General features: G+C 65.1%; 18 protein-coding genes. 11 read left to right on the top strand and 7 right to left on the bottom strand.

Annotation, left to right across the window (positions count from 1 at the left end; translation table 11 throughout):
- Window positions 1-14: 14 nt before the first annotated feature.
- Window positions 15-1,205 (top strand): mannonate dehydratase, encoded by a 1,191-nt coding sequence (gene uxuA, locus XH79_RS41985; RefSeq protein ID WP_271585535.1) that lies wholly within the window; start codon window positions 15-17, stop codon window positions 1,203-1,205.
- Window positions 1,206-1,365: 160 nt separating this feature from the next.
- Here the strand turns inward: uxuA and XH79_RS41980 are convergent, their stop codons facing one another.
- Window positions 1,366-2,304, bottom strand: a complete 939-nt coding sequence (locus XH79_RS41980) for a LysR family transcriptional regulator (RefSeq protein WP_271585534.1) — start codon at window positions 2,302-2,304, stop codon at window positions 1,366-1,368.
- Between the two features lie 211 nt (window positions 2,305-2,515).
- Here XH79_RS41980 and XH79_RS41975 point away from each other — a divergent pair, with 211 nt between their 5' ends.
- The 6 genes from XH79_RS41975 to XH79_RS41950 all read left to right on the top strand — a co-directional run bounded on the left by XH79_RS41975 (window position 2,516) and on the right by XH79_RS41950 (window position 8,403).
- Window positions 2,516-3,598: an ABC transporter ATP-binding protein gene (locus XH79_RS41975; protein ID WP_212339913.1), complete on the top strand. Its 1,083-nt coding sequence runs from the start codon at window positions 2,516-2,518 to the stop codon at window positions 3,596-3,598.
- Window positions 3,599-3,633: 35 nt separating this feature from the next.
- The gene (locus XH79_RS41970) at window positions 3,634-4,350 is read left to right on the top strand and encodes an HAD family hydrolase (RefSeq protein WP_271585533.1); all 717 of its coding nucleotides are present in this window, start codon (window positions 3,634-3,636) and stop codon (window positions 4,348-4,350) included.
- A gap of 15 nt (window positions 4,351-4,365) precedes the next feature.
- Entirely contained in the window at window positions 4,366-5,673 is a 1,308-nt protein-coding gene (locus XH79_RS41965) for an NAD(P)/FAD-dependent oxidoreductase (protein WP_271585532.1), read from the top strand.
- 21 nt (window positions 5,674-5,694) lie between these two features.
- Window positions 5,695-6,741, top strand: coding sequence for an ABC transporter substrate-binding protein (locus XH79_RS41960; RefSeq protein WP_212339910.1), 1,047 nt, complete (start codon window positions 5,695-5,697; stop codon window positions 6,739-6,741).
- Between the two features lie 70 nt (window positions 6,742-6,811).
- The gene (locus tag XH79_RS41955; protein ID WP_260424180.1) at window positions 6,812-7,624 is read left to right on the top strand and encodes an ABC transporter permease; all 813 of its coding nucleotides are present in this window, start codon (window positions 6,812-6,814) and stop codon (window positions 7,622-7,624) included.
- Entirely contained in the window at window positions 7,621-8,403 is a 783-nt protein-coding gene (locus XH79_RS41950) for an ABC transporter permease (RefSeq protein WP_212339909.1), read from the top strand. The genes XH79_RS41955 and XH79_RS41950 overlap by 4 nt, the downstream gene beginning before the upstream one ends.
- A gap of 72 nt (window positions 8,404-8,475) precedes the next feature.
- On the opposite strand, the gene XH79_RS41945 is transcribed toward XH79_RS41950, so the two are convergent.
- A complete protein-coding gene (locus tag XH79_RS41945) occupies window positions 8,476-9,126 on the bottom strand; it encodes a TetR/AcrR family transcriptional regulator (RefSeq protein WP_271585531.1) in 651 nt (216 codons plus the stop codon).
- Window positions 9,127-9,333: 207 nt separating this feature from the next.
- On the opposite strand from XH79_RS41945, the gene XH79_RS41940 reads away from it, so the two are divergent.
- The 3 genes from XH79_RS41940 to XH79_RS41930 are packed head-to-tail and all read left to right on the top strand — an operon-like array spanning window position 9,334 to window position 13,860.
- Entirely contained in the window at window positions 9,334-10,671 is a 1,338-nt protein-coding gene (locus tag XH79_RS41940) for an MFS transporter (RefSeq protein WP_271585530.1), read from the top strand.
- A gap of 19 nt (window positions 10,672-10,690) precedes the next feature.
- Entirely contained in the window at window positions 10,691-12,184 is a 1,494-nt protein-coding gene (locus XH79_RS41935) for a carboxylesterase family protein (RefSeq protein ID WP_271585529.1), read from the top strand.
- Window positions 12,181-13,860, top strand: a complete 1,680-nt coding sequence (locus XH79_RS41930) for a carboxylesterase/lipase family protein (RefSeq protein WP_271585528.1) — start codon at window positions 12,181-12,183, stop codon at window positions 13,858-13,860. Before XH79_RS41935 ends, XH79_RS41930 begins: the two co-directional genes overlap by 4 nt.
- A 246-nt stretch (window positions 13,861-14,106) precedes the next feature.
- On the opposite strand, the gene XH79_RS41925 is transcribed toward XH79_RS41930, so the two are convergent.
- From XH79_RS41925 to XH79_RS41905, 5 genes are all read right to left on the bottom strand, one after another.
- Window positions 14,107-14,559, bottom strand: a complete 453-nt coding sequence (locus XH79_RS41925) for a universal stress protein (protein WP_271585527.1) — start codon at window positions 14,557-14,559, stop codon at window positions 14,107-14,109.
- A 73-nt stretch (window positions 14,560-14,632) separates the two neighbouring features.
- Entirely contained in the window at window positions 14,633-15,061 is a 429-nt protein-coding gene (locus XH79_RS41920) for a universal stress protein (protein ID WP_212339903.1), read from the bottom strand.
- Window positions 15,062-15,433: 372 nt separating this feature from the next.
- Window positions 15,434-16,192, bottom strand: coding sequence for an amino acid ABC transporter ATP-binding protein (locus XH79_RS41915; protein ID WP_271585526.1), 759 nt, complete (start codon window positions 16,190-16,192; stop codon window positions 15,434-15,436).
- On the bottom strand, window positions 16,189-16,851 hold the full coding sequence (locus XH79_RS41910) for an amino acid ABC transporter permease (protein ID WP_271585525.1): 663 nt from the start codon (window positions 16,849-16,851) through the stop codon (window positions 16,189-16,191). The genes XH79_RS41915 and XH79_RS41910 overlap by 4 nt, the downstream gene beginning before the upstream one ends.
- Before the next feature lie 13 nt (window positions 16,852-16,864).
- The gene (locus tag XH79_RS41905) at window positions 16,865-17,701 is read right to left on the bottom strand and encodes a transporter substrate-binding domain-containing protein (RefSeq protein WP_212339900.1); all 837 of its coding nucleotides are present in this window, start codon (window positions 17,699-17,701) and stop codon (window positions 16,865-16,867) included.
- A gap of 237 nt (window positions 17,702-17,938) precedes the next feature.
- On the opposite strand from XH79_RS41905, the gene XH79_RS41900 reads away from it, so the two are divergent.
- A complete protein-coding gene (locus tag XH79_RS41900; RefSeq protein WP_271585524.1) occupies window positions 17,939-18,856 on the top strand; it encodes an NAD(P)-dependent oxidoreductase in 918 nt (305 codons plus the stop codon).

The following is an 18,856-nucleotide window of genomic DNA, read 5'->3' as shown; positions in this document are numbered from 1 at the left end:
TTAGGAGAACGGGCATGATGCTGGAGGGATGGCGCTGGTACGGGCCCGATGATCCCGTCTCGCTGGACGACGTCAGGCAGGCCGGGGCGAGCGATATCGTCTCGGCGCTGCATCAGGTGCCGATCGGGGAAGCCTGGACGCGCAAGGCGGTCGAGGAGCGCAAGAACTTTATCGAGAACGGCCAGCCTGGCCGCTCAAAGCTGACCTGGTCGGTGGTGGAATCGATTCCGATCCCCGACGACGTCAAGCGCCTCGGCGGCAAGGCGACCAAGTCTATCGAAGCCTGGATCGCGAGCCTGGAGGCGGTCGCCGCCTCCGGCATCAAGATCATCTGCTACAATTTCATGCCCGTCGTCGACTGGTGCCGCACCGATCTCGAATGGGAGTTGCCCAACGGCGCCCGCGCCATGCGCTTCGACCAGGATCGCTTTGCCGCGTTCGAGCTGCACATCCTGAAGCGCCCGGCCGCCGCGCAGGAATATTCGCCCGAGCAGCAGGCGCGCGCCAAGAAGCTGTTCGACCAGATGAGCCAGGCCGATATCGACTATCTCGTCATGGTCATCGCCAGCGCGCTGCCGGGCTCGACCACCGAGCCGATGACGATCCCGCAATTCCGCGACCGGCTCGAGACCTATCGCGACATCACGCCAGAGATCCTGCGGCAGCACCTCGCCGAGTTCCTTGCGCGCGTGGCGCCGGTCGCCGAGCAGCTTGGCGTCTCCCTGACGCTGCATCCGGACGATCCGCCGCGGCCGCTGTTCGGCCTGCCGCGCATCGCATCCAGCGCCGACGACTATCAGGCTCTGTTCGATGCCGTGCCGTCGAAGGCGAACGGCATCTGCCTGTGCACGGGTTCGCTCGGCGTGCGCGCGGAGAACAATCTGCCTGAAATGGCGGAACGCTTCGGCCCGCGCATTGCCTTCGCCCATCTGCGCGCGACCAAGCGCGAGGCGGACGGCCTGTCGTTCTACGAGTCCGATCATCTCGACGGCGACGTCGACATGGTCGCGGTGCTGAAGGCGCTCTTGAAGGAGAACGCGCGGCGTTCGCCGGACAAGCAAATCGTCTTCCGCCCCGACCACGGCCACCGCATGCTCGACGATCTCGCCGCCACCAAGCGCACCAACCCAGGCTACACCGCGATCGGCCGCCTGCGCGGCCTCGCCGAGCTGCGCGGCGCGATCAGGGCGATCGAGCATCGGTAGAGGCTCTTCGCCTCTCCCCGCTTGCGGGGAGAGGCCGGAATGCGCGCTGAAGGCGCGGATTCCGGGTGAGGGGGACTCTCCGCGAGTCCAAACTCTTACCGTCCCCGCGGAGACTCCCCCTCACCCCGACCCTCTCCCCGCAAGCGGGGCGAGGGGGAAATTAGTAGCACGCGTCCATCGCGCCGAGCTTCGGATAGAGCCGGTCGATCGCGGCGATCTCGCTTCTCATCTGCGCGATGATCCAGTCGCGGATCTCGGCGGCGATCGGGCGCATCGGCCGGTTGCGCGGCGGCAGGAATTCGCAGATGCGGCGCGTGGTGGTGAGCGTGTCGGAGGCCGGCACCAGCGCGCCGGTGAGCAGCCAGTGCGAGGCGACCGTCAGCCAGCCGAGCGCGATGCCCTGGCCGAGCAGGGCGGCCTGCACCACGACGGCATAATCGGTGAAGCTCAGCGCCTTGGCCGCGCCGCGGCGCCCGGTGAGAAGCGATGCGTAATCCGCGGCCCAATCGCCCGGCGTCTCGGCGAGGCGGATGATGGTGTTTCCCTCGGCCGGATCGGTCTCGCCGAGATAGCCGGGGCTGCACATCGGCAGCATCACTTCCTTCATGATCAGCGTGCCGCCGGACGGGGGCTCTTCGCGATCGCGGAAGCGCATGCCGAGATCGACATTCTCTACCGCTCCGCGCAGCGCGCCGGAGATGAGCTGGAAGCGCAAATCCACTTGCGGAAACTGCTTCTGCAGCTTGTCGATGCGCGGCATCAGCCAATGCGTGGTGAAGGCGGAGGAGACCGACAGCGTCACGGTCTCGGTGCCCTTGCGCCGCCGCTCGATTTCGACGAGCCCGCTCTCGATGCTGCGGAAGCCTTCGAGCACGCGGCGATAGAGCAGCTCGCCTTCCTCGGTGAGCACCGCGCGGCCCGCCTTGCGATCGAACAGGCGAACGCCGAGATGCTCCTCGAATTGGCCGAGCATCCGGCTCACCGCCGGCTGCGTCACGTTCAGTTCCGCGGCCGCCGCGGTGAAGCTGCCATTGCGCGCCGCTGCGTCGAAGACGAACAGGGCGTTACTGGACGGCAGCATGCGGCGGAGCTCGGGCATAACGTCATGTTATGGGCGCGGTGAGAATTTGGCAATTGCCGAGTTTTCGCAAGTCTGGTGTCATGAGGATGACAGCCTAAAGACAGGGCCTTCGAGAGAAGATTTGGTGCAGCGCACGCTTCGGCCGCGAGTGCCCCAAATCCCTGTCTATAAAGCAGGCTTATGGCGTGCAGTGAGGCACGCCAGCGCAGGGACATGGCGAGGTCGATCGTTGGACAAGCGAGCGGAAAGCGTCGAGATCAGGTCCGCCAGCAAGGCCTATGGCGCCGTTCGCGCCCTCGACGACGTTTCGCTCAATGTCGGCGCCGGTGAATTCGTCTCGCTGCTCGGCCCCTCCGGCTCCGGCAAGACCACGCTGCTCGGCATTCTGGGCGGCTTCATCCTGCCGACCTCAGGCACAATTCTCTTCGGCGGCCGCGACGTGACCTGGATGCCGCCGCACAAGCGCGACATCGGCGTCGTCTTCCAGAACTACGCGCTGTTCCCGCATATGAGCGTCGGCGAGAACGTCGCCTTTCCCCTGCGCGCGCGGCGCCTGCCGAAATCCTCGTGGCCGGACAAGGTGCGCGCGGCGCTCAGCATGGTCGGCCTTGCCGGCTATGAGGAGCGCGGCATCGCGCAGCTCTCCGGCGGCCAGCGCCAGCGCGTGGCCCTCGCACGCGCCATGATCTTCGAGCCGCGCCTGATCCTGATGGACGAGCCGCTCTCCGCGCTCGACAAGCAGCTGCGCGAATCCATGCAGATCGAGCTGCGCGCGCTGCACAAGCGCATCGGCGCCACCATTATCTATGTCACCCATGACCAGCGCGAGGCGCTGACCATGAGCGACCGCGTCGCCGTCATGAAGGACGGCCGGCTGATCCAGATCGACGAGCCGGCGCGGCTGCACGATCATCCCGCCGATTCCTTCGTCGCCAGCTTCATCGGCGAAGCGACGATGCTCCCGGTCCGCCGCGTCGATGCCTCCAGCGTCGCGCTCGGCAATGCCCTGCTGCGCAGCGCGCGCGCCATTCCCGACGGCGATGCCCTGATGCTGGCCGTGCACAGCGAAAAGCTGCTGATCGACGACGGCGCGCAGGATGCCGCCTGCAACCGGCTGACCGGAACCGTCACCGACATCGTCTACCAGGGCGAGAGCCTGCGTATTTTCCTCGCGCTCGCCGATGGCATCGCGCTCAGCCTGCGCCAGCCGAGCTACCACCAGGCCTATCACCGCATTCCGCCGCTCGGCGGCAGCCTCACCGTCACGCTCCATCCCGAGGACACGATCGTCGTCCCCAGGGTGGGGGACTGAACTTCAGCCTCATCCAACCCGAGAGAAGAAACGATATGTCCACCCAAGCCGCGTTCAGCAATTTCAAGGTCTTCACCTTCGACGTCGTCGGCACCTTGATCGATTTCGAGACCGGCGTGCTCTCCGCGGTGCGAAGGATCTCGGGCAAGACGCCGGCCGAGCTCAGCGACGACAAGATCTTCGAATCCTACAAGCGCGGCCGCGACAAGCACTACGAGCGCTCGAGCGAGGTGATGTTCCACGTTTACCGCTATCTCGCCAAGGAGCTCGGGCTGCCGGCGGATGACGCCTCATGCGACGTCTTCCAGCTCGCCGTGCTGCGCTGGGGTCCGTTCTCCGATTCCGTCGAGGCGCTCAAGCGGCTGCGCACGAAGTTCCGCCTGGTTGCCATGACCAATGCCGACCGGGTCGCGCTGTCCTGCTACGCGCATGCGCTCGGCAATCCCTTCGACGACACCGTCTGTGCCGACGACACCGGCGTTGCAAAACCGAACCCGGAATTCTTCGCCTACAACAAGGGCCGCCAGTCCGCCTTCGGCTACAAGCAGTCCGACATCCTGCACGTGGCGCAGAGCCAGTATCACGACATCGGGATCGCGCGGAAGCTCGGCTACAAGGTGTGCTGGATCGAGCGCCGCCAGGGCATCGCCGGCTTCGGCGGCACGCCGGCCGTGGAGACGCTGACCAAGCCCGACTTCCATTTCCCGACCCTGAAGGCGCTCGCGGACGCCGCGATCGGGCCTGTGGCGTAAACGGAGAGCTGTGGCATGACACGGGACTGGAGCGCGCTGCCATCGGTCAATTCGCTGTGGGAAGCCACGGCGGATCCGGCGCGCGACTATCCCGTGCTGTCGAGCGAGCAACAGGCCGATGTGGTGATCATCGGAGCCGGGTATACCGGCCTCTCCGCCGCGCACCACATCGCCAAGAGCGGGCTCAGCCCCGTCGTGCTCGAGGCCAACCGTCCCGGCTGGGGCGCGAGCGGGCGCAATGGCGGGGTGATCACCGCAAAATTCCGCCTCTCGTTCCGCGAGATCGACGCCGCGCACGGCCGCGCCATGGCGCGGCGCATGTACGAGATCGCGCACGAATCGACCGACATGGTCGAGGAGCTCGTCTCCGAGTTCGGTATCACCAGCGCGAACCTCACGCGCACCGGCCAGGTCAAGGCTGCCCATAACGACACGACGCTGAAGGCCGCGATCGACGAAGCCAATTGGATGACGCGCGAGATGGGCTCGGCCGAAGTGCGCGTTCTCGACAAGAACGGCGTACGCGAGGAGACCGGCTCCGACATCTTCGTCGGCGGCGTGCTCAATCCCGGCTCGGGCGGCATCCATCCGTTGAATTATCTGCGCGGCCTCGCCGACGGCGTGGCGCGCCGCGGCGTTCCGATCTTCCAGCAGTCGCCGGTCATCAAGCTCCGGCGCGAGAACGGCGGCATCATCGCGGAGACGCCGCAAGGCGCAGTGCGCGCGAAACAGGCGATCATCGCCACCAACAGCTATTCCGATCTGACCGGCGCGACGGCGCATCTGCAGCGCACGCTGATCCCGTTCCGCAGCGCCATGGTCGCAACCGAGCGGCTCCCCGGCAATCTCGCGGGAAAACTGATGCCGACGGGGCGCACCTACACCGAGACCAAGCGCATGATGCGCTGGTTCCGCATGGTCGATAACCGCGTGATCTTCGGCGGCCGCGGCGCCTTCGGCAAGCAGGATTCGCAAGCCGCGTTCGACGCGTTGCGCAAGGCGATGGTCGGCATATTCCCCGATCTCGCCGATATCAAGCTCGCCTACAAATGGTCGGGCCTCGTCGCGATGACGCTGGATTCGGTGCCGCATATCGGCCGCCTCGACGATCGCACGCTGTTCTCGGTCGGCTACAACGGCGCCGGCGTTGCGATGTCGAGCCTGATGGGCCGCTATCTCGCCGCCTTCGTGCGCGGCGAGACGCCCGACGTCGGCCTGCTCGATGCGCGGCGGATGAAGGCGATACCGTTCTATCCGCTGCGTGAGCCCGCCGTGCGCATGGTCGCCGGCTGGTACCAGTTTCTCGATGCGATCGGTCAGTGAGATCATTTGGAGGAGGTGAGGATGACGATGAAACAGAGCTTTGGATTGGGCTGCGCGCTGCTGGGCGCAATCGGATTGACCAGTGCGGCTGATGCCGCCGAGCAGATCACCTTCGTCTCGCAGGGCGGCGCCTATCAGCAGGCGCAGACGGTGGCGATCCTCGATCCGTCCGCCAAGAAGCTCGGCATCACCATCAACCAGGACTCCATTCCCGACGCCTGGCCGGCGATCAAGACCCAGGTCGGCAGCGGCAAGCCGATCTGGGATGTCGTCGACACCCCGACCGGCAATTGCCTGCGCGGCGGCGAGCAGGGGCTGATCGAGAAGCTCGACTTCTCGAAGATTCCAAACGGCGCGGCGATGCCGGAGGCCTATCGCAGTCCCTATTCGGTATCCTACGAATTCTATTCCAGCGTGCTGTCCTACAGCCAGAAGACCTTCCCGAAGGACGCGCCGAACAGCTGGGCCGATTTCTGGGACGTGAAGAAATTCCCCGGCCGCCGCGCGCTGCGCAACCACCCGTTCGCGACGCTCGAGGCCGCGCTGATGGCCGACGGCGTCGCGCCCGACAAGCTTTATCCGCTCGACGTCGACCGCGCCTTCAAGAAGCTGGAAGAGATCAAGCCGCACATCACGGTGTGGTGGACCTCGGGCGCGCAATCGGCGCAGCTGCTCAATGACGGCGAGGTCGACATGGAGATGGCCTGGAACGGCCGAGTCAGCGCGGTCGCCAAGGAGGGCGCCAAGGTCGCCTTCACCTACAACCAGGGCATCCTGCAGAGCACCTCGCTCTGCATCCTCAAGGGCGCGCCGAACCTCGAGACGGCCGTGAAATTCCTCAACGAGGCCGTCGACCCCGTGCACCAGGCCAATCTGCCACTGCACATCGATTACGGTCCGGGCAATCCCAAGGCGTTCGAGACGGGCGTGATCAAGCCCGAGCGCGCCGCGCAATTGCCGAGCGAGCCGGCCAATGCGGCCAAGCAAGCGCTGATGTCCTACGCCTGGTGGTCCTCGCCGGCCGGAGAGGCCGCCGAGAAGCGCTGGGCGTCCTTCATGCAGAAGTAAGGCGAGGCGAGCGTTGACGACATCCGTGCCAGATCCCTCCCAGAAGCATCAGCGCCGCGAGCACGGCCTGATGCTGGCATTGGTGTCGCCGGCGCTGCTGGTGATCCTGGCCCTGATCGTGCTGCCGGTCGGCTGGCTCGCCTGGCAGTCGATCTATCATGACGGCTTCACGCTGGAGAACTATCGCCGCGTCTTCACCGAAGACGTCTACTGGCGCAGCTTTGCGCTGACCTTCGAGATCAGCCTCGCGGTCACCTTGATCGCGCTGCTGCTCGGCTATCCCGTGGCCTATCTCGCCAATTCGGTGCCGAAGGGGTGGAGCATCCTGATCCTGTCGCTGGTCGTGCTGCCGTTCTGGACCAGCGTTCTGGTGCGCGCCTATGCCTGGCTGGCGCTGCTCCAGCGCACCGGCGTGATCAACCAGTTCCTGCGCTATCTCGATGTGATCTCGGAGCCGCTCGCGCTGGTCCACAACACCTTCGGCACGGTGGTCGCCACCGTGCACATCCTGCTGCCGTTCATGGTGCTGCCGCTCTACGCCACCATGCAGAAGATTCCGAATGATCTGATGCAGGCCGGCGCCAGCCTGGGTGCGAGCCCGTCCCTGACCTTCATGCGGGTGTTCCTGCCGTTGTCGCTGCCGGGTGTGCTCGCCGGCTGCACCATGGTGTTCGTGCTCTGCCTCGGCTTCTACATCACGCCGGAGCTGCTGGGCGGCGGCCGCACCGTGATGGTGTCGATGCTGGTGAGCCGCAACGTCGAGCTCTACAACCAGTTTGGGGCTGCGAGCGCGGTTGCCGTGGTGCTGCTCCTGAGCGTGCTGGCGATCTTCTTCGTCGTCAGCCGCTTCATCTCGCTCGATCGCGTGCTGGGGCAGAAATGATGCGCGCCTCGCCCGCACGGATTGCCCTCTACGTGATCAGCGCGCTGGTGCTGGTCTATCTGATCATCCCCGTCCTGATCATCGCGCCGATCTCGTTCTCCAGCGCGCGCTTCCTGACCTTCCCGCCGCCGTCCTTCTCGCTGCGCTGGTACCAGCAATATTTCTCAAATCCCGCCTGGATGCAGGCGACGCGGGTGACGCTGACCGTCGCGCTGCTGACCGTCGTGATCGCGACCCCGTTCGGGGTGGCCGCCGCCTATGCCATCAGCCAGTCGAAGCTGCGGATCATGCGGCTGATCCACATGGCGCTGCTGCTGCCGCTGGTGGTGCCGATCATCATCACCGCCGTCGGCATCTTCTTCGTCTATGCCAAGGTCGGCCTGGTCGCGACCATGCCCGGCCTCGTGCTGGCCAACGTGATGCTGGGCCTGCCCTATGTCGTCATCTCCGTGCTCGCGGGCCTGCAGAGCTTCGACCCCGCGCAGGAGATGGTGGCGCGCAGCCTCGGCATGAACCGCCTGCGCAGCTTCTTCGCGGTGACGCTGCCGCAGATCAAGTCGAGTGTGGTGGCGGGCGGCATCTTCGCCTTTATCTCGGCGATGGACGAGACCATCGTCGCGCTGTTCATTTCCGGCGGCCAGTACCAGCCGCTGACCAAGCGGATGTTCACCGCGCTCCGCGACGAAATCGACCCGACCATCGCCGCGATCTCGACGCTGATGACGGCGGCGTCCTTCATGCTGGTGCTGCTGGCGAGCACGCGGCAGAAGAAGGGGTGAGCCCCCGATGTCGTCCCGGCCTAGTGCGCAATTGCGCACTAGGCCGGGACGACATCGAATATGTGGTGGCTGTTAAGCCTTCGCCCCCAGCCACGCCAGGATCATCTCCACGATCTGTGCCCGGCTCTTCGCCAATACCTTCGGCTCGCTGAGGTCGCGGTCGAACAGCGCGCCGAACGTGTGGCGGTTGGCGACGCGGAAGAAGCAGTAGGAGGAGATGGCGAGGTGCAGGTCGATGGCGTCGACGTCGTCGCGGAAGACGCCTTCGGTGCGGCCGCGCTTGAGGATGCCGTCGAGGGTGGCGATCACGCTGGCGTTGAGCTGGCGCAGCTGCAAATTCTGCTTCAGATGCTTGCCGTGGTGGATGTTCTCGATCGAGACGAGGCGGATGAAGTTGGGGTTGCGCTCGTCATGGTCGAAGGTCGCCTCGATCAGGCGGCGCAGGCCCTCGCGTGCGTCGCAGCTTTCGATGTCGAGCTGATCCTCCAGGGCGCGGATGCTGCGATAGGCCTCCTCCAGCACCGCGAGGTAGAGCTGCTCCTTGCCGCCGAAATAGTAATAGATCATCCGCTTCGACGTGCGCGTGCGCGCCGCAATCGCGTCGACGCGGGCGCCGGAATAGCCCTCCGAGGCGAATTCGGCCATCGCCACTTCGAGGATGTCGCGCTTGGTGCGCTCGGGGTCGTTGGTGCGCTTCGATGGGGGCGGCATGCGCTCGAGCATTGCTGTTTCTCCCGCCAGTTTCCATGGATCGCCTTGAAGGTGAAGGCAAATTTCGCCTCTTTGGGCGGCGATCCAATGCGTATTGCATAAACGTACTAGTTCGTACATTATCGATCCAAACCAAAGCTGCGGCAACAAGAACAACAAGAGCGCGCGCGAGGCGATCGGCCTGGCGCGAACCGCACCGGACACATGGGGAGGAATTTCATGACTTTGACGTCAACCGCATCGCTGCACGCATCATCCGGCGCGGACGCCGCGCCAAACAAGCTGCCCAAGCGCGCCGCGCTCGTCAGCTTCGTCGGCAGCATGCTCGAATACTACGACTTCTTCATCTACGGCACCGCGGCGGCGCTGATCTTCCCGAAAGTATTCTTCGCCAATGTTGATCCCGGCACGGCAACGCTGCTTGCGCTTCTGAGCTTCGGCATCGGCTACATCGCGCGGCCCGTCGGCGCCGTCATCCTCGGCCATTTCGGCGACCGGATCGGCCGCAAGACGGTGCTGCTGTTCACGCTGGTCCTGATGGGCTGCTCAACGCTCGCGATCGGCCTGCTGCCGGATGCCAAGACAATCGGCAATGCCGCGCCTGTCATCCTGACGCTGCTGCGCCTATTGCAGGGCCTGTCGGCGGCCGGCGAGCAGAGCGGGGCGAACTCGCTGACCCTCGAGCATTCCGCCAACTCCAACCGCGCCTTCTTCACGAGCTGGACGCTGAGCGGCACCCAGGCCGGCGCGATCCTGGCGACGCTGGTGTTCATTCCGGTGTCGAGCCTGCCGGAAGAGCAGCTCCTGAGCTGGGGCTGGCGCATTCCGTTCCTGCTCTCCGCGCTGGTGCTGCTGGTTGCCTATCTGGTGCGGCGGACCATGCCGGAAACGCCTGTGTTCGAAGACATCAAGGACAAGGCGCAAGTGGCGCGCTTCCCCGTCGTCACGCTGCTGCGCGACTACTGGCCGGACGTGCTGCGCGTGATCGTCTGCGCGCTGATCGCGACCGTGAGCACCGTGACGGCCGTGTTCGCTCTCGGCTATGTCACGAGCAAATTCGGCGTCGCGCGTTCGACCATGCTGTGGGCCGGCGTGCTCGGCAATGTCACAGCGCTGGTCGCGCAGCCGCTGTGGGCCTTGCTTGCCGACAAGATCGGCCGCAAGCCGGTGTTCATCGGCGGCGTGCTCGGCTGCGCCGTGCTGCTATTCCCTTATTTCATGCTGGTGACGTCGGGCAGCACGCCCGCGATCTTTGCCGCCGCGATGGGCCTGTACATCGTCTATTCTGCGCCGAACGCGATCTGGCCGTCGTTCTACGCGGAGATGTTCGAGGCACGCGTGCGCTATTCCGGCACCGCGATCGGCACCCAGCTCGGCTTCCTCGCCGCCGGCTTCACACCGCTGGTGAGCGCGAGCCTGGTCGGAGAAGGGCCGAACGGCTGGATTCCCGTTGCGATCTTCGTGGCCTGCTGCTGCGTGGTCTCGGCAGCCGCTGCTGCGACCGCGCGCGAAACCCACACCGTCGACATCGCCGATCTCGGCAAGCGGCGCGCTTGAGCGAAGGACAGGGCATCGCATGCTGACCAATGCTGTTCCGACCACGAACGGTCCCGTCATTGGGGCCGAGCAGGGGGCCGTGCGTGCCTTCAAGGGCGTGCCGTTCGCAACCGCGCGGCGCTTTGCCAGGGCAATGCCGCGACCGGCGTGGACGGAGCCCCGCCGCTGCACGGACTACGGCGCTTATGCGCCGCAGCCCGGACATCTCGATCAGGCGGAGGAGTCCTGTCTCAGCCTGAACATCTGGACGCCGTCAGAGGTGGATCGCCCACTGCCGGTAATGTTCTTCATTCACGGCGGCGCCTTCGTCACCGGCGGCGGCGCCGATTATGACGGCGCCTTCCTCGCCAAGCACGGCCCGGCGGTGATCGTCACGATCAACTACCGGCTTGGCCCGCTCGGCTTCCTGCAACTGCATCGCCATGGCTTGGGCGAGGCGAACAACCTCGCGCTCCAGGACGCGCTCGCTGCGCTCGACTGGGTGCATGCCAATATCGCGAACTTTGGCGGCGATCCGGACGCCATCACTCTGTCCGGCCAGTCGGCCGGCGCCTCCATGGTGATCGCGCTCGCAACCCTGCCGCAGGCGAGGGGCAAGTTCAGCCGCGCGCTCGCGCTGAGCGCGCCCGGACGGACCATCATGAGCGCCGATCATGCCGACGAGGTCGCGCGCCGCGTGCTCGACGAGCTTGAGCTGGCGCGCGATCCGGCCGCGATCGCCTCTGTGGCCTTGCCAAAGCTCTTCGCGGCGGTGGAGCGGGTCGGCCGCAGGCTCGCGGACGAAACGGAATCGGGCACCGTGTTCGGTCCGGTGCTCGATGGCACCGTGATTGCGCGCGAACCCCGCGACGTCTTCGCCGACGGCAGCTTGCGCGACATTCCGCTCTGGCTCGGTTCCTGCCGCGACGAGATGGTGATGTTCCTCAAGAGCACCCCGCCCGCTGCGATGATCCGCACCACCGAGCGCCAAGTGCGCGCCGCCTTCGGTGATGCCGGCTGGGAACGCCTGCTGTCCTATTACCGCGCCACGGCGCGCGTCGACGAGGATCCGTATGAGGCGCTGCTGTCGGACGCGTTCTGGCACCGCCCGATGGCCGATCTCGCGCGGCTGCACGCTGCGGCCGGCGGCGCGGTGTGGCTGAGTCGGTTCGACCATCGCCCGGCGCTGGAGCCGTTCCTGTCGCAGGGGCCCACCCACGGCGCGGACAATGCCTGCCTCTGGGCGCATCTGCCCGACTTCATCGATCGTCCGATCCTGAAGCGCAAGGGCGGGCCGATGACGCCTGCCGATATCGACGTCGCCGCGCGGTTTCAAGCGAGCTTGCTGCGCTTCGTCACATCAGGTGTGCCCGATGTCGCGGAAGCCTGGCCGCGCTTCGAGCTGCCTCAGGAGCCGCTCGCCATTTTCGGCCAGCCGTTCCATATTGTGCCACTCAATGAAGGCGTACGCTCGCGCCTGTGGGTGGAATTGAGCGCGAGCGACAACAACAAGAAAATGAGGGAGGCCGGATGAGTATCTCGAACACGAACGCTGCGCGCGTTCAGTGGCGATCGGCTATTTTGGTCATCTCGCTCGTTGGTACATTCGTCATGCTGGCAGCTTCGCCAGCGTCGGCGCAGGTCGTCGCGACGCCTGTCCCCGGTGATCCCGTCAGCATCGACAGCGGTGCTGTCTCGGGCAAGGTGCTGCCGTCGGGCGTGAGAGCCTATTTCGGCATCCCCTTTGCCGCGCCGCCGCTCGGCGATCTTCGCTGGCGCGCGCCGCAGAAGGTCGAGGCGTGGAAAGGCACCTATCATGCGGACCGGCTCGCACCGGAGTGCATTCAGGTGCTGCGCCGGCACAATCTCAATCATTATTTCGGCGAGGAGGCGACCAGCGAGAACTGCCTCTACCTGAACGTCTGGGCAAGCCCGGATGCGAAATCGGGTGCAAAGCTGCCGGTCGTGGTCTGGATCTATGGCGGCGGCTTCACGCTCGGCTCCAGCGGCATGGCGATGTATGACGGCGAGAACGTCGCGAAGAAGGGCACGATCTTCGTCAGCTTCAACTATCGCGTCGGCATTCTGGGCAATCTCGCCCATCCCGAGCTGACCGCAGAATCGCCGCACCGCGCTTCCGGCAATTACGGCTTGATGGACCAGGTCGCGGCTCTGGAATGGGTCAAGCGCAATATCGCGCAGTTCGGCGGCGACCCCGACAACGTCACCATCACCGGGCAGTCGGCTGGCGCCATGTCGGTGTCTGCGCTCGAGGCGAGCCCGCTGGCGAAGGGCCTGTTCCATCGCGGCTTTGCGATGAGCTTGAGCATGTTCGACAGCCGCTTCAAATTCCCGGCGCTTCCGGCCGCTGAGAAGATCGGCCTCGAGGTGCAGTCGGCACTCGGCGCATCGTCGCTTGCCGAGATGCGGCTGATCCAGGCTGACAAGATTCTGGCGATCCAGAAGGACTGCCAGCTCGGCTGCGCCGGCACGATCTCCGTCACCCCCGATATCGACGGCTATGTCCTGCCCGACACCGTCCCGAACATTTTTGCCGCCGGGAAGCAGAACGACGTCGCCACCGTCGCGGGCTTTACGCGCGACGAGAGCTCGAACGATCTGCGTACCGCCGGAACGGTGGATGCCTATGTCGCTGCTGCGCGAAAACTCTATGGCGATCAGGCCGACCGCTTCCTCGCGCTCTACCCCGCGAAGACTGACGGCGAGGCGAAAGCCATGGGGCTGCTTGCGGCGCGCGAGGGGCTGGTCGAGATCGGAACGCGCAACTGGGCGGTCGCGCAGAGCAAGACCGGCAAGGCACCGTTCTACATGTACATGTTCTCGCGCGTGCATCCGTTCGCGCCCGGCGTCGAGTTCTTCGACAGCCCGCAGAAGATCGGCGCCTATCACACCTCGGACGTGCCCTACTGGTTCGGTACCCAGGATGCCTTCAACAGATTCCGCACCACGCGCAATTGGACCGAGTTCGATCGCGCACTGTCCGAGCGCATGATGGACACGCTGGTCGCCTTCGCGCGCACGGGAAATCCCGCTACGCCCGCGACGCCGTGGCCGCAATGGGCCGAGGGCGCGCAGAAGTATGTCGAATTCGGCGACGACAGCGGAGTGCGCGAGGAGAACCGCGCGCGCCTCGACTTCCACACGCCGGCGAACGTCACCCCGTCAACGCCGCGGGTGTCGCGGGACTAGACGCCCGATCTAGAACTGCACTTCGCTCGGGATGTCCTCGGCGCCGAGGCCGACGGTCTCATAGGCCTTCAGGAGCCTCTCGGCATCTTCGGCCGGCCGTTCCATATTGTGCCGCTCAATGAAGGCGTACGCTCGCGCCTGTGGGTGGAACTCCGCTCGGGTACCAACGACAAGAAGAAAATCAGGGAGGCAGGATGAGCCCCTGGGCGCCGGCTTTCACCAAGCCTGCGCTATCGTTTCCGTTCGTCAGTGTACCACCAACACCGGCACGCTTCCGTCGGCCAGGACCTCCGATGTTTGACTCCCCAGGAATAACTTCTTGAGACCGCGGCGCCCATGAGAGCCCATGACGATCAGGTCGCAGCCTCCCGACTTTGCTGTTTCGATAATCGCGGTGGCCGGGTGCGCATTCGGAACGTGCAAGAGTTCTGCGGATATCCCGGCTTGCTCTGCCATCGCTCGCGCTTCGTCGAGGAGTTTGCCCGCACGTTCCCTGCAGGCCGCGTCGAAGCTATCAATTTCCTGCTGCGACGGTATCCATCCCGAGGCGTGTCCGCTCCCGTAGTCGATCGGCAGTGATTCCGTCACGGCGATGACTGTCACCTTGGCCTTCAGGGCCTTTGCCAAAGCGATCCCATGCCTAATGCCGTTTCTCGCGACGTCCGATCCGTCCGTGCTTAGGAGAATCCGGGTGTACATTTGGAGGCTCCCTTTCTGGACCCTATCGCCATCTTCCGGCGCGGTGGTTTGACTTCAACAGGGGGGCTCACATTCAGGGGCAGACCAGGACGGGAGTCTTTGCGTGCGTCAGCACCTTGTTCGTCACGCTCCCGATGAGAAGCGCGGCAAGTCCGCTGCGCCCATGCGACGACATGACGATGAGATCGCAGCCCTTGTCCGTGGCTGCTGCGATGATGGCCTGATGGGGTTGCCCGTTCTCCGCTTGAATCGTCTCGCAGGAGACACCGGCCGTCCTGGCCGCATTTGCCGCGCCGTTCAATACGCTCGCGGCCTGTTCCTTGCGCAACTCGGCATATGTTCCGACTGCTTCGAGGAACCGTCCTGACACTTCGGAAAACGGTTCCACAACGAAGATGAAGGATACGGTGGCTCCAAGGGATTTCGCCAGCGCCAATCCGTGCGCCACTCCACGCTCCGCTAGCTGAGACCCATCTGTCGGAATGAGAATGTGCCGGTACATGCTCTACCTCCCGATTGTCCGGACGTATCGCTGCCTTGCGAAGGTAAGTTAGCTCGCGTCCCGAATGCAGTCTTGAGATAAATCAACCTGTTGGTTCACCATACCGCGATCCGGATGTCCGCAATTGGCACAACCGCGACGTCTGTCGAGGCGAGCTAGGCGACGTCTGGCCGCAATGGGTTTGAGGGGACGCAAGAGCATGTCGCGTTCGGCGACGATCGCGGCGGGCGCGAGGAGAATCGCGCGCCTCGAGTTCCATACTCCGGCGAACGTCACGCAACGCCGCAGCTGTCGCGGGATTGAACGTGGTGTCCGGCGCCTGTCCCGGCAAGTTCAGCGCAGGAACGGCACGGGATGATCGTAGCAGGCCGTCTAATGCGTTTCGTGAAACCGGCTGAGGAACGACTTCAGCCGCTCGCTGCGCGGCTGGCGGATGGTCTCGTCGGGCGTGCCGATCTCGGCCATGACGCCGTCGTTCATGAAGCCGACCCGGGTAGAAACATCGGCGGCGAAGGCCATCTCGTGCGTGACCAGCACCATGGTCATGCCCTCGGCGGCAAGGCTGCGGATGACGGCGAGCACTTCGCCGACCAGCTCGGGGTCGAGTGCCGAGGTCGGCTCGTCGAACAGCATGACGTCGGGCTTCATCGCGAGCGCGCGCGCGATCGCGACGCGCTGCTTCTGGCCGCCGGACAGGCGGCTCGGAAACGCGTCGGCCTTGTCGGCGAGGCCGACTTTTGCAAGCAGGTCGCGGCCGAGCGCGTCGGCTTCAGCCTGCGTCATGCCTTTCACCTGCACCGGACCCTCAGTGATGTTGCGCAGCACCGACATGTGCGGGAAGAGATTAAAGTGCTGGAACACCATGCCGACGCTGCGGCGGAGCAGCGCGAGCTGCGCATCGCCTGCGGGACGCACGCTCTTGCCGAAGGCGAAATTGTGCGTGCCGATCGCAAGCTCGCCCTGCTGCGGCATTTCGAGCAGGTTCAGGCAGCGCAGGAAGGTGGATTTGCCGGAGCCGGAGGCGCCGATCAGGGTGACGACCTCGCCGCGTGCGACCGTGAGCGATACGCCCTTCAGCACCTCGTGGTCGCCGAACGCCTTGTGGATGTTGCTTGCGATCAGGGCACTCATCGATGCGCTCCCATCTTCAGCTCGACCCGGTCCGCGACCAGCGTCAGCGGGAACAGCACGACGAAATAGAGCACGGCAATCGTGGTGTAGACCTCGAGCGGCCGGTAGCTCGCCGCCGTGATCACCGAGCCCTGGTAGAGCAGGTCGCCGACCGCGACCACCGACACCAGCGAGGTGTTCTTGAGCTGCATAATGGTCTGGTTGATGAAGGAGGGGATCATCACCTGGGTCGCCTGCGGCAGCACGATGCGGCGAAAGATCTTGCCGCGACGCATGCCGATGGCGCGCCCGGCCTCCCACTGGCCGACGTCGACGGCCTCGATGCCGCCGCGGAAGATCTCGGCGTAGAACGAGCCGGCATAGAGCGAGAGCGCGATGAAGCAGGCCATCGCCGGCGACATGTCGACGCCGATCAGGACCGGTAGGGCGTAATACATCCAGACCAGCTGCACCAGCAGCGGCGTGCAGCGGAAGATCTCGATGTAGAGCCGGAGCGGCACCGCGACCCAGCGCGGTGCCGTCGTGCGCAGGATGCCGACGATCAGTCCGATCAGGAGGCCCGCGGCGACCGTGATCACCGTGTAGAAGACGGTGACCAGGAGCCCTTGCCAGATCAGGCCCCAATACGGCTTGAGCGCCGCGAACTCCCAGACATACATCGTCGAACGGCCGTCAGAACTGCACTTCGGGCGGGAGATCGTCCGCGGTGAGGCCGACGGCCTCGAAACCCTTGAGCATCCATTCGCGGGTCTGGCCCATCGAGCGGTTGTAGTCGGCCCAGGCGCTGAGGAAATCCTTATAGCGGCGGTCGCCCTCGGCGCGGATGCCCATGTTGGTCGGCAGCGTCAGCAGCGGGCGCGGGATCGCGAGATCGCCTAGGTTCGGGTTCTTCTTCAGGGTCGAGACCGAGAGCACGGCCAGCGAGACGTTGCAGTCGGCGCGGCCGGTTGCGACCGCGAGGATCGCCTCGTCGCGGTTCTTGAAGCCGAGGATCGTTGCCTTCGGGCAGTAGCGGCGCGCGATCGTCTCATGCGTCGAACCGATGTCGACGGCGATCTTGACCTCGGGCTTGTTGAGCTCGGCCCAGGTCTGCGGCTTGGCAAAGCCCTTCTTGGTGATGACGGTGAAGGAGTGCACCAGGATGGGGGTCGAGAAGTCGATGACGAGGGCGCGCTCCGGCGTCGGGTTCACGGCGAAGGCGAGGTCGACCTTGTCGGCCTGCAGGTCGAGGATCTGGTTGCCCCAGGTCGATTCCAGCGTCTCGACCTTGGCTCCCAGCTTACTCGCGATGTCCTTGGCCATCTCGATGCAGGCGCCCGACCATTCGTTGGTGGCGAGGTCCTTATGGAAGTAGGGCTCCTGGCCGACGATGACGGCGACCCGGAGCACGCCATTCTTCTTGATGCGGTCGAGCGTGGAGGTCGGCGCGTCGGCCTTGGCCGAGCTGCCTGCGGCGGCCATCGCTGCGCCCGCGAGCGCGACTGTGGTGAGAGCGTCCCTGCGATTCATGGTCTCTGTCTCCCTGGAATTTGGGTCGGATCGGCTCCGGCCACTGGACTATTTCTGTATTCAGGATAAAATGCAATACGGTATTTCACGTTGCTGGCCATTTGTGCGGCAAGGCAGAGATGAGCCCAATATCTTGGCAGGATTGCGCAAATTTCCTCGGACTGTGGGGTTGTCAATCGCATGCAAGTCTGTATTCAAGACTGAACGCAACAATCTCGTGACCTGAAGGAGAGGCCTGTGCGCGCTCTATTCGTCGATGCAAACGACACCCTGGCGGCGGTGACCGACAAGCTGCTGCGCTCCCAGGACCTGCCTGTCGGCATCAACCGCAACCCCTCCATCAAGCCCGATGACCTGCCCGGCCTGCTCGGCGACGCCGAGATCATGATCGTGGACCATACGGCCGTGCCGACCGGGATTGCCGAGAAGTGCAAGGCGCTCAAGCATGTCGTCTTCCTCGGCACCGGCGCGCGCAGCTACATGAATCCGGAGGAGTTGGCCGAGCGCGGCATCTCCGTCCACACCATCAAGGGTTATGGCGACACCGCCGTCGCCGAATGCGCGATCGCGCTGATGTGGGCCTCCGCGCGAAATTTTGGCGAGATGGACCGCGGCATGCGCGAGGGCAACTGGCTGCGCCGTGACGCGGTCCAGCTCACCGGCAAGACGCTCGGCCTGATCGGCTTCGGCGGCATCGCGGCGGAAGCCGCGCGCATGGCGGCGGGTTGCGGCATGAAGGTGATCGCCTGGAACAGGACGCCGAAGACGCATCCGGGCGTCGAGTTCGTGTCGCTGGAGAAGCTGCTGGCCGAGAGCCATGTCGTCTCGCTGCACCTCCTGCTCAACGACGAGACCAAGGGCTTTCTGTCGCGCGAGCGCATCGCGATGATGCGCAAGGGCAGCATTTTGATCAACACCGCGCGCGGTGCTGTGGTGGATGAAGACGCGATGCTCGACGCCCTGCGCTCGGGCCATATCGCCCATGCCGGCCTCGACGTCTTCACGATCGAGCCGCTGCCGGCGGGCCATCCCGTGACAAAGCTGCCGAACGTGACGCTGTCGGCGCATTCCGCGTTCCGCACGCCCGAGGCGAGCGACAATCTCATTGGTGCTGCGCTCGATCACTGTTGCCGCATCATCGCCACCGGCAAGTAA

Origin of the sequence: Bradyrhizobium sp. CCBAU 45389, assembly GCF_028128625.1 — a bacterium.
GTDB lineage: Bacteria > Pseudomonadota > Alphaproteobacteria > Rhizobiales > Xanthobacteraceae > Bradyrhizobium > Bradyrhizobium liaoningense_B.
This window is presented reverse-complemented; position numbering and strand designations above follow the sequence as displayed.

Excerpts from the sequence above, each read along its gene's own strand:
- uxuA (WP_271585535.1), top strand. The coding sequence starts at position 15 with ATGATGCTGGAGGGATGGCGCTGGTACGGGCCCGATGATCCCGTCTCG.
- XH79_RS41980 (WP_271585534.1), bottom strand. The coding sequence starts at position 2,304 with ATGCCCGAGCTCCGCCGCATGCTGCCGTCCAGTAACGCCCTGTTCGTC.
- XH79_RS41970 (WP_271585533.1), top strand. The coding sequence starts at position 3,634 with ATGTCCACCCAAGCCGCGTTCAGCAATTTCAAGGTCTTCACCTTCGAC.
- XH79_RS41965 (WP_271585532.1), top strand. The coding sequence starts at position 4,366 with ATGACACGGGACTGGAGCGCGCTGCCATCGGTCAATTCGCTGTGGGAA.
- XH79_RS41960 (WP_212339910.1), top strand. The coding sequence starts at position 5,695 with ATGACGATGAAACAGAGCTTTGGATTGGGCTGCGCGCTGCTGGGCGCA.
- XH79_RS41955 (WP_260424180.1), top strand. The coding sequence starts at position 6,812 with ATGCTGGCATTGGTGTCGCCGGCGCTGCTGGTGATCCTGGCCCTGATC.
- XH79_RS41950 (WP_212339909.1), top strand. The coding sequence starts at position 7,621 with ATGATGCGCGCCTCGCCCGCACGGATTGCCCTCTACGTGATCAGCGCG.
- XH79_RS41945 (WP_271585531.1), bottom strand. The coding sequence starts at position 9,126 with ATGCTCGAGCGCATGCCGCCCCCATCGAAGCGCACCAACGACCCCGAG.
- XH79_RS41940 (WP_271585530.1), top strand. The coding sequence starts at position 9,334 with ATGACTTTGACGTCAACCGCATCGCTGCACGCATCATCCGGCGCGGAC.
- XH79_RS41935 (WP_271585529.1), top strand. The coding sequence starts at position 10,691 with ATGCTGACCAATGCTGTTCCGACCACGAACGGTCCCGTCATTGGGGCC.
- XH79_RS41930 (WP_271585528.1), top strand. The coding sequence starts at position 12,181 with ATGAGTATCTCGAACACGAACGCTGCGCGCGTTCAGTGGCGATCGGCT.
- XH79_RS41925 (WP_271585527.1), bottom strand. The coding sequence starts at position 14,559 with ATGTACACCCGGATTCTCCTAAGCACGGACGGATCGGACGTCGCGAGA.
- XH79_RS41920 (WP_212339903.1), bottom strand. The coding sequence starts at position 15,061 with ATGTACCGGCACATTCTCATTCCGACAGATGGGTCTCAGCTAGCGGAG.
- XH79_RS41915 (WP_271585526.1), bottom strand. The coding sequence starts at position 16,192 with ATGAGTGCCCTGATCGCAAGCAACATCCACAAGGCGTTCGGCGACCAC.
- XH79_RS41910 (WP_271585525.1), bottom strand. The coding sequence starts at position 16,851 with ATGTATGTCTGGGAGTTCGCGGCGCTCAAGCCGTATTGGGGCCTGATC.
- XH79_RS41905 (WP_212339900.1), bottom strand. The coding sequence starts at position 17,701 with ATGAATCGCAGGGACGCTCTCACCACAGTCGCGCTCGCGGGCGCAGCG.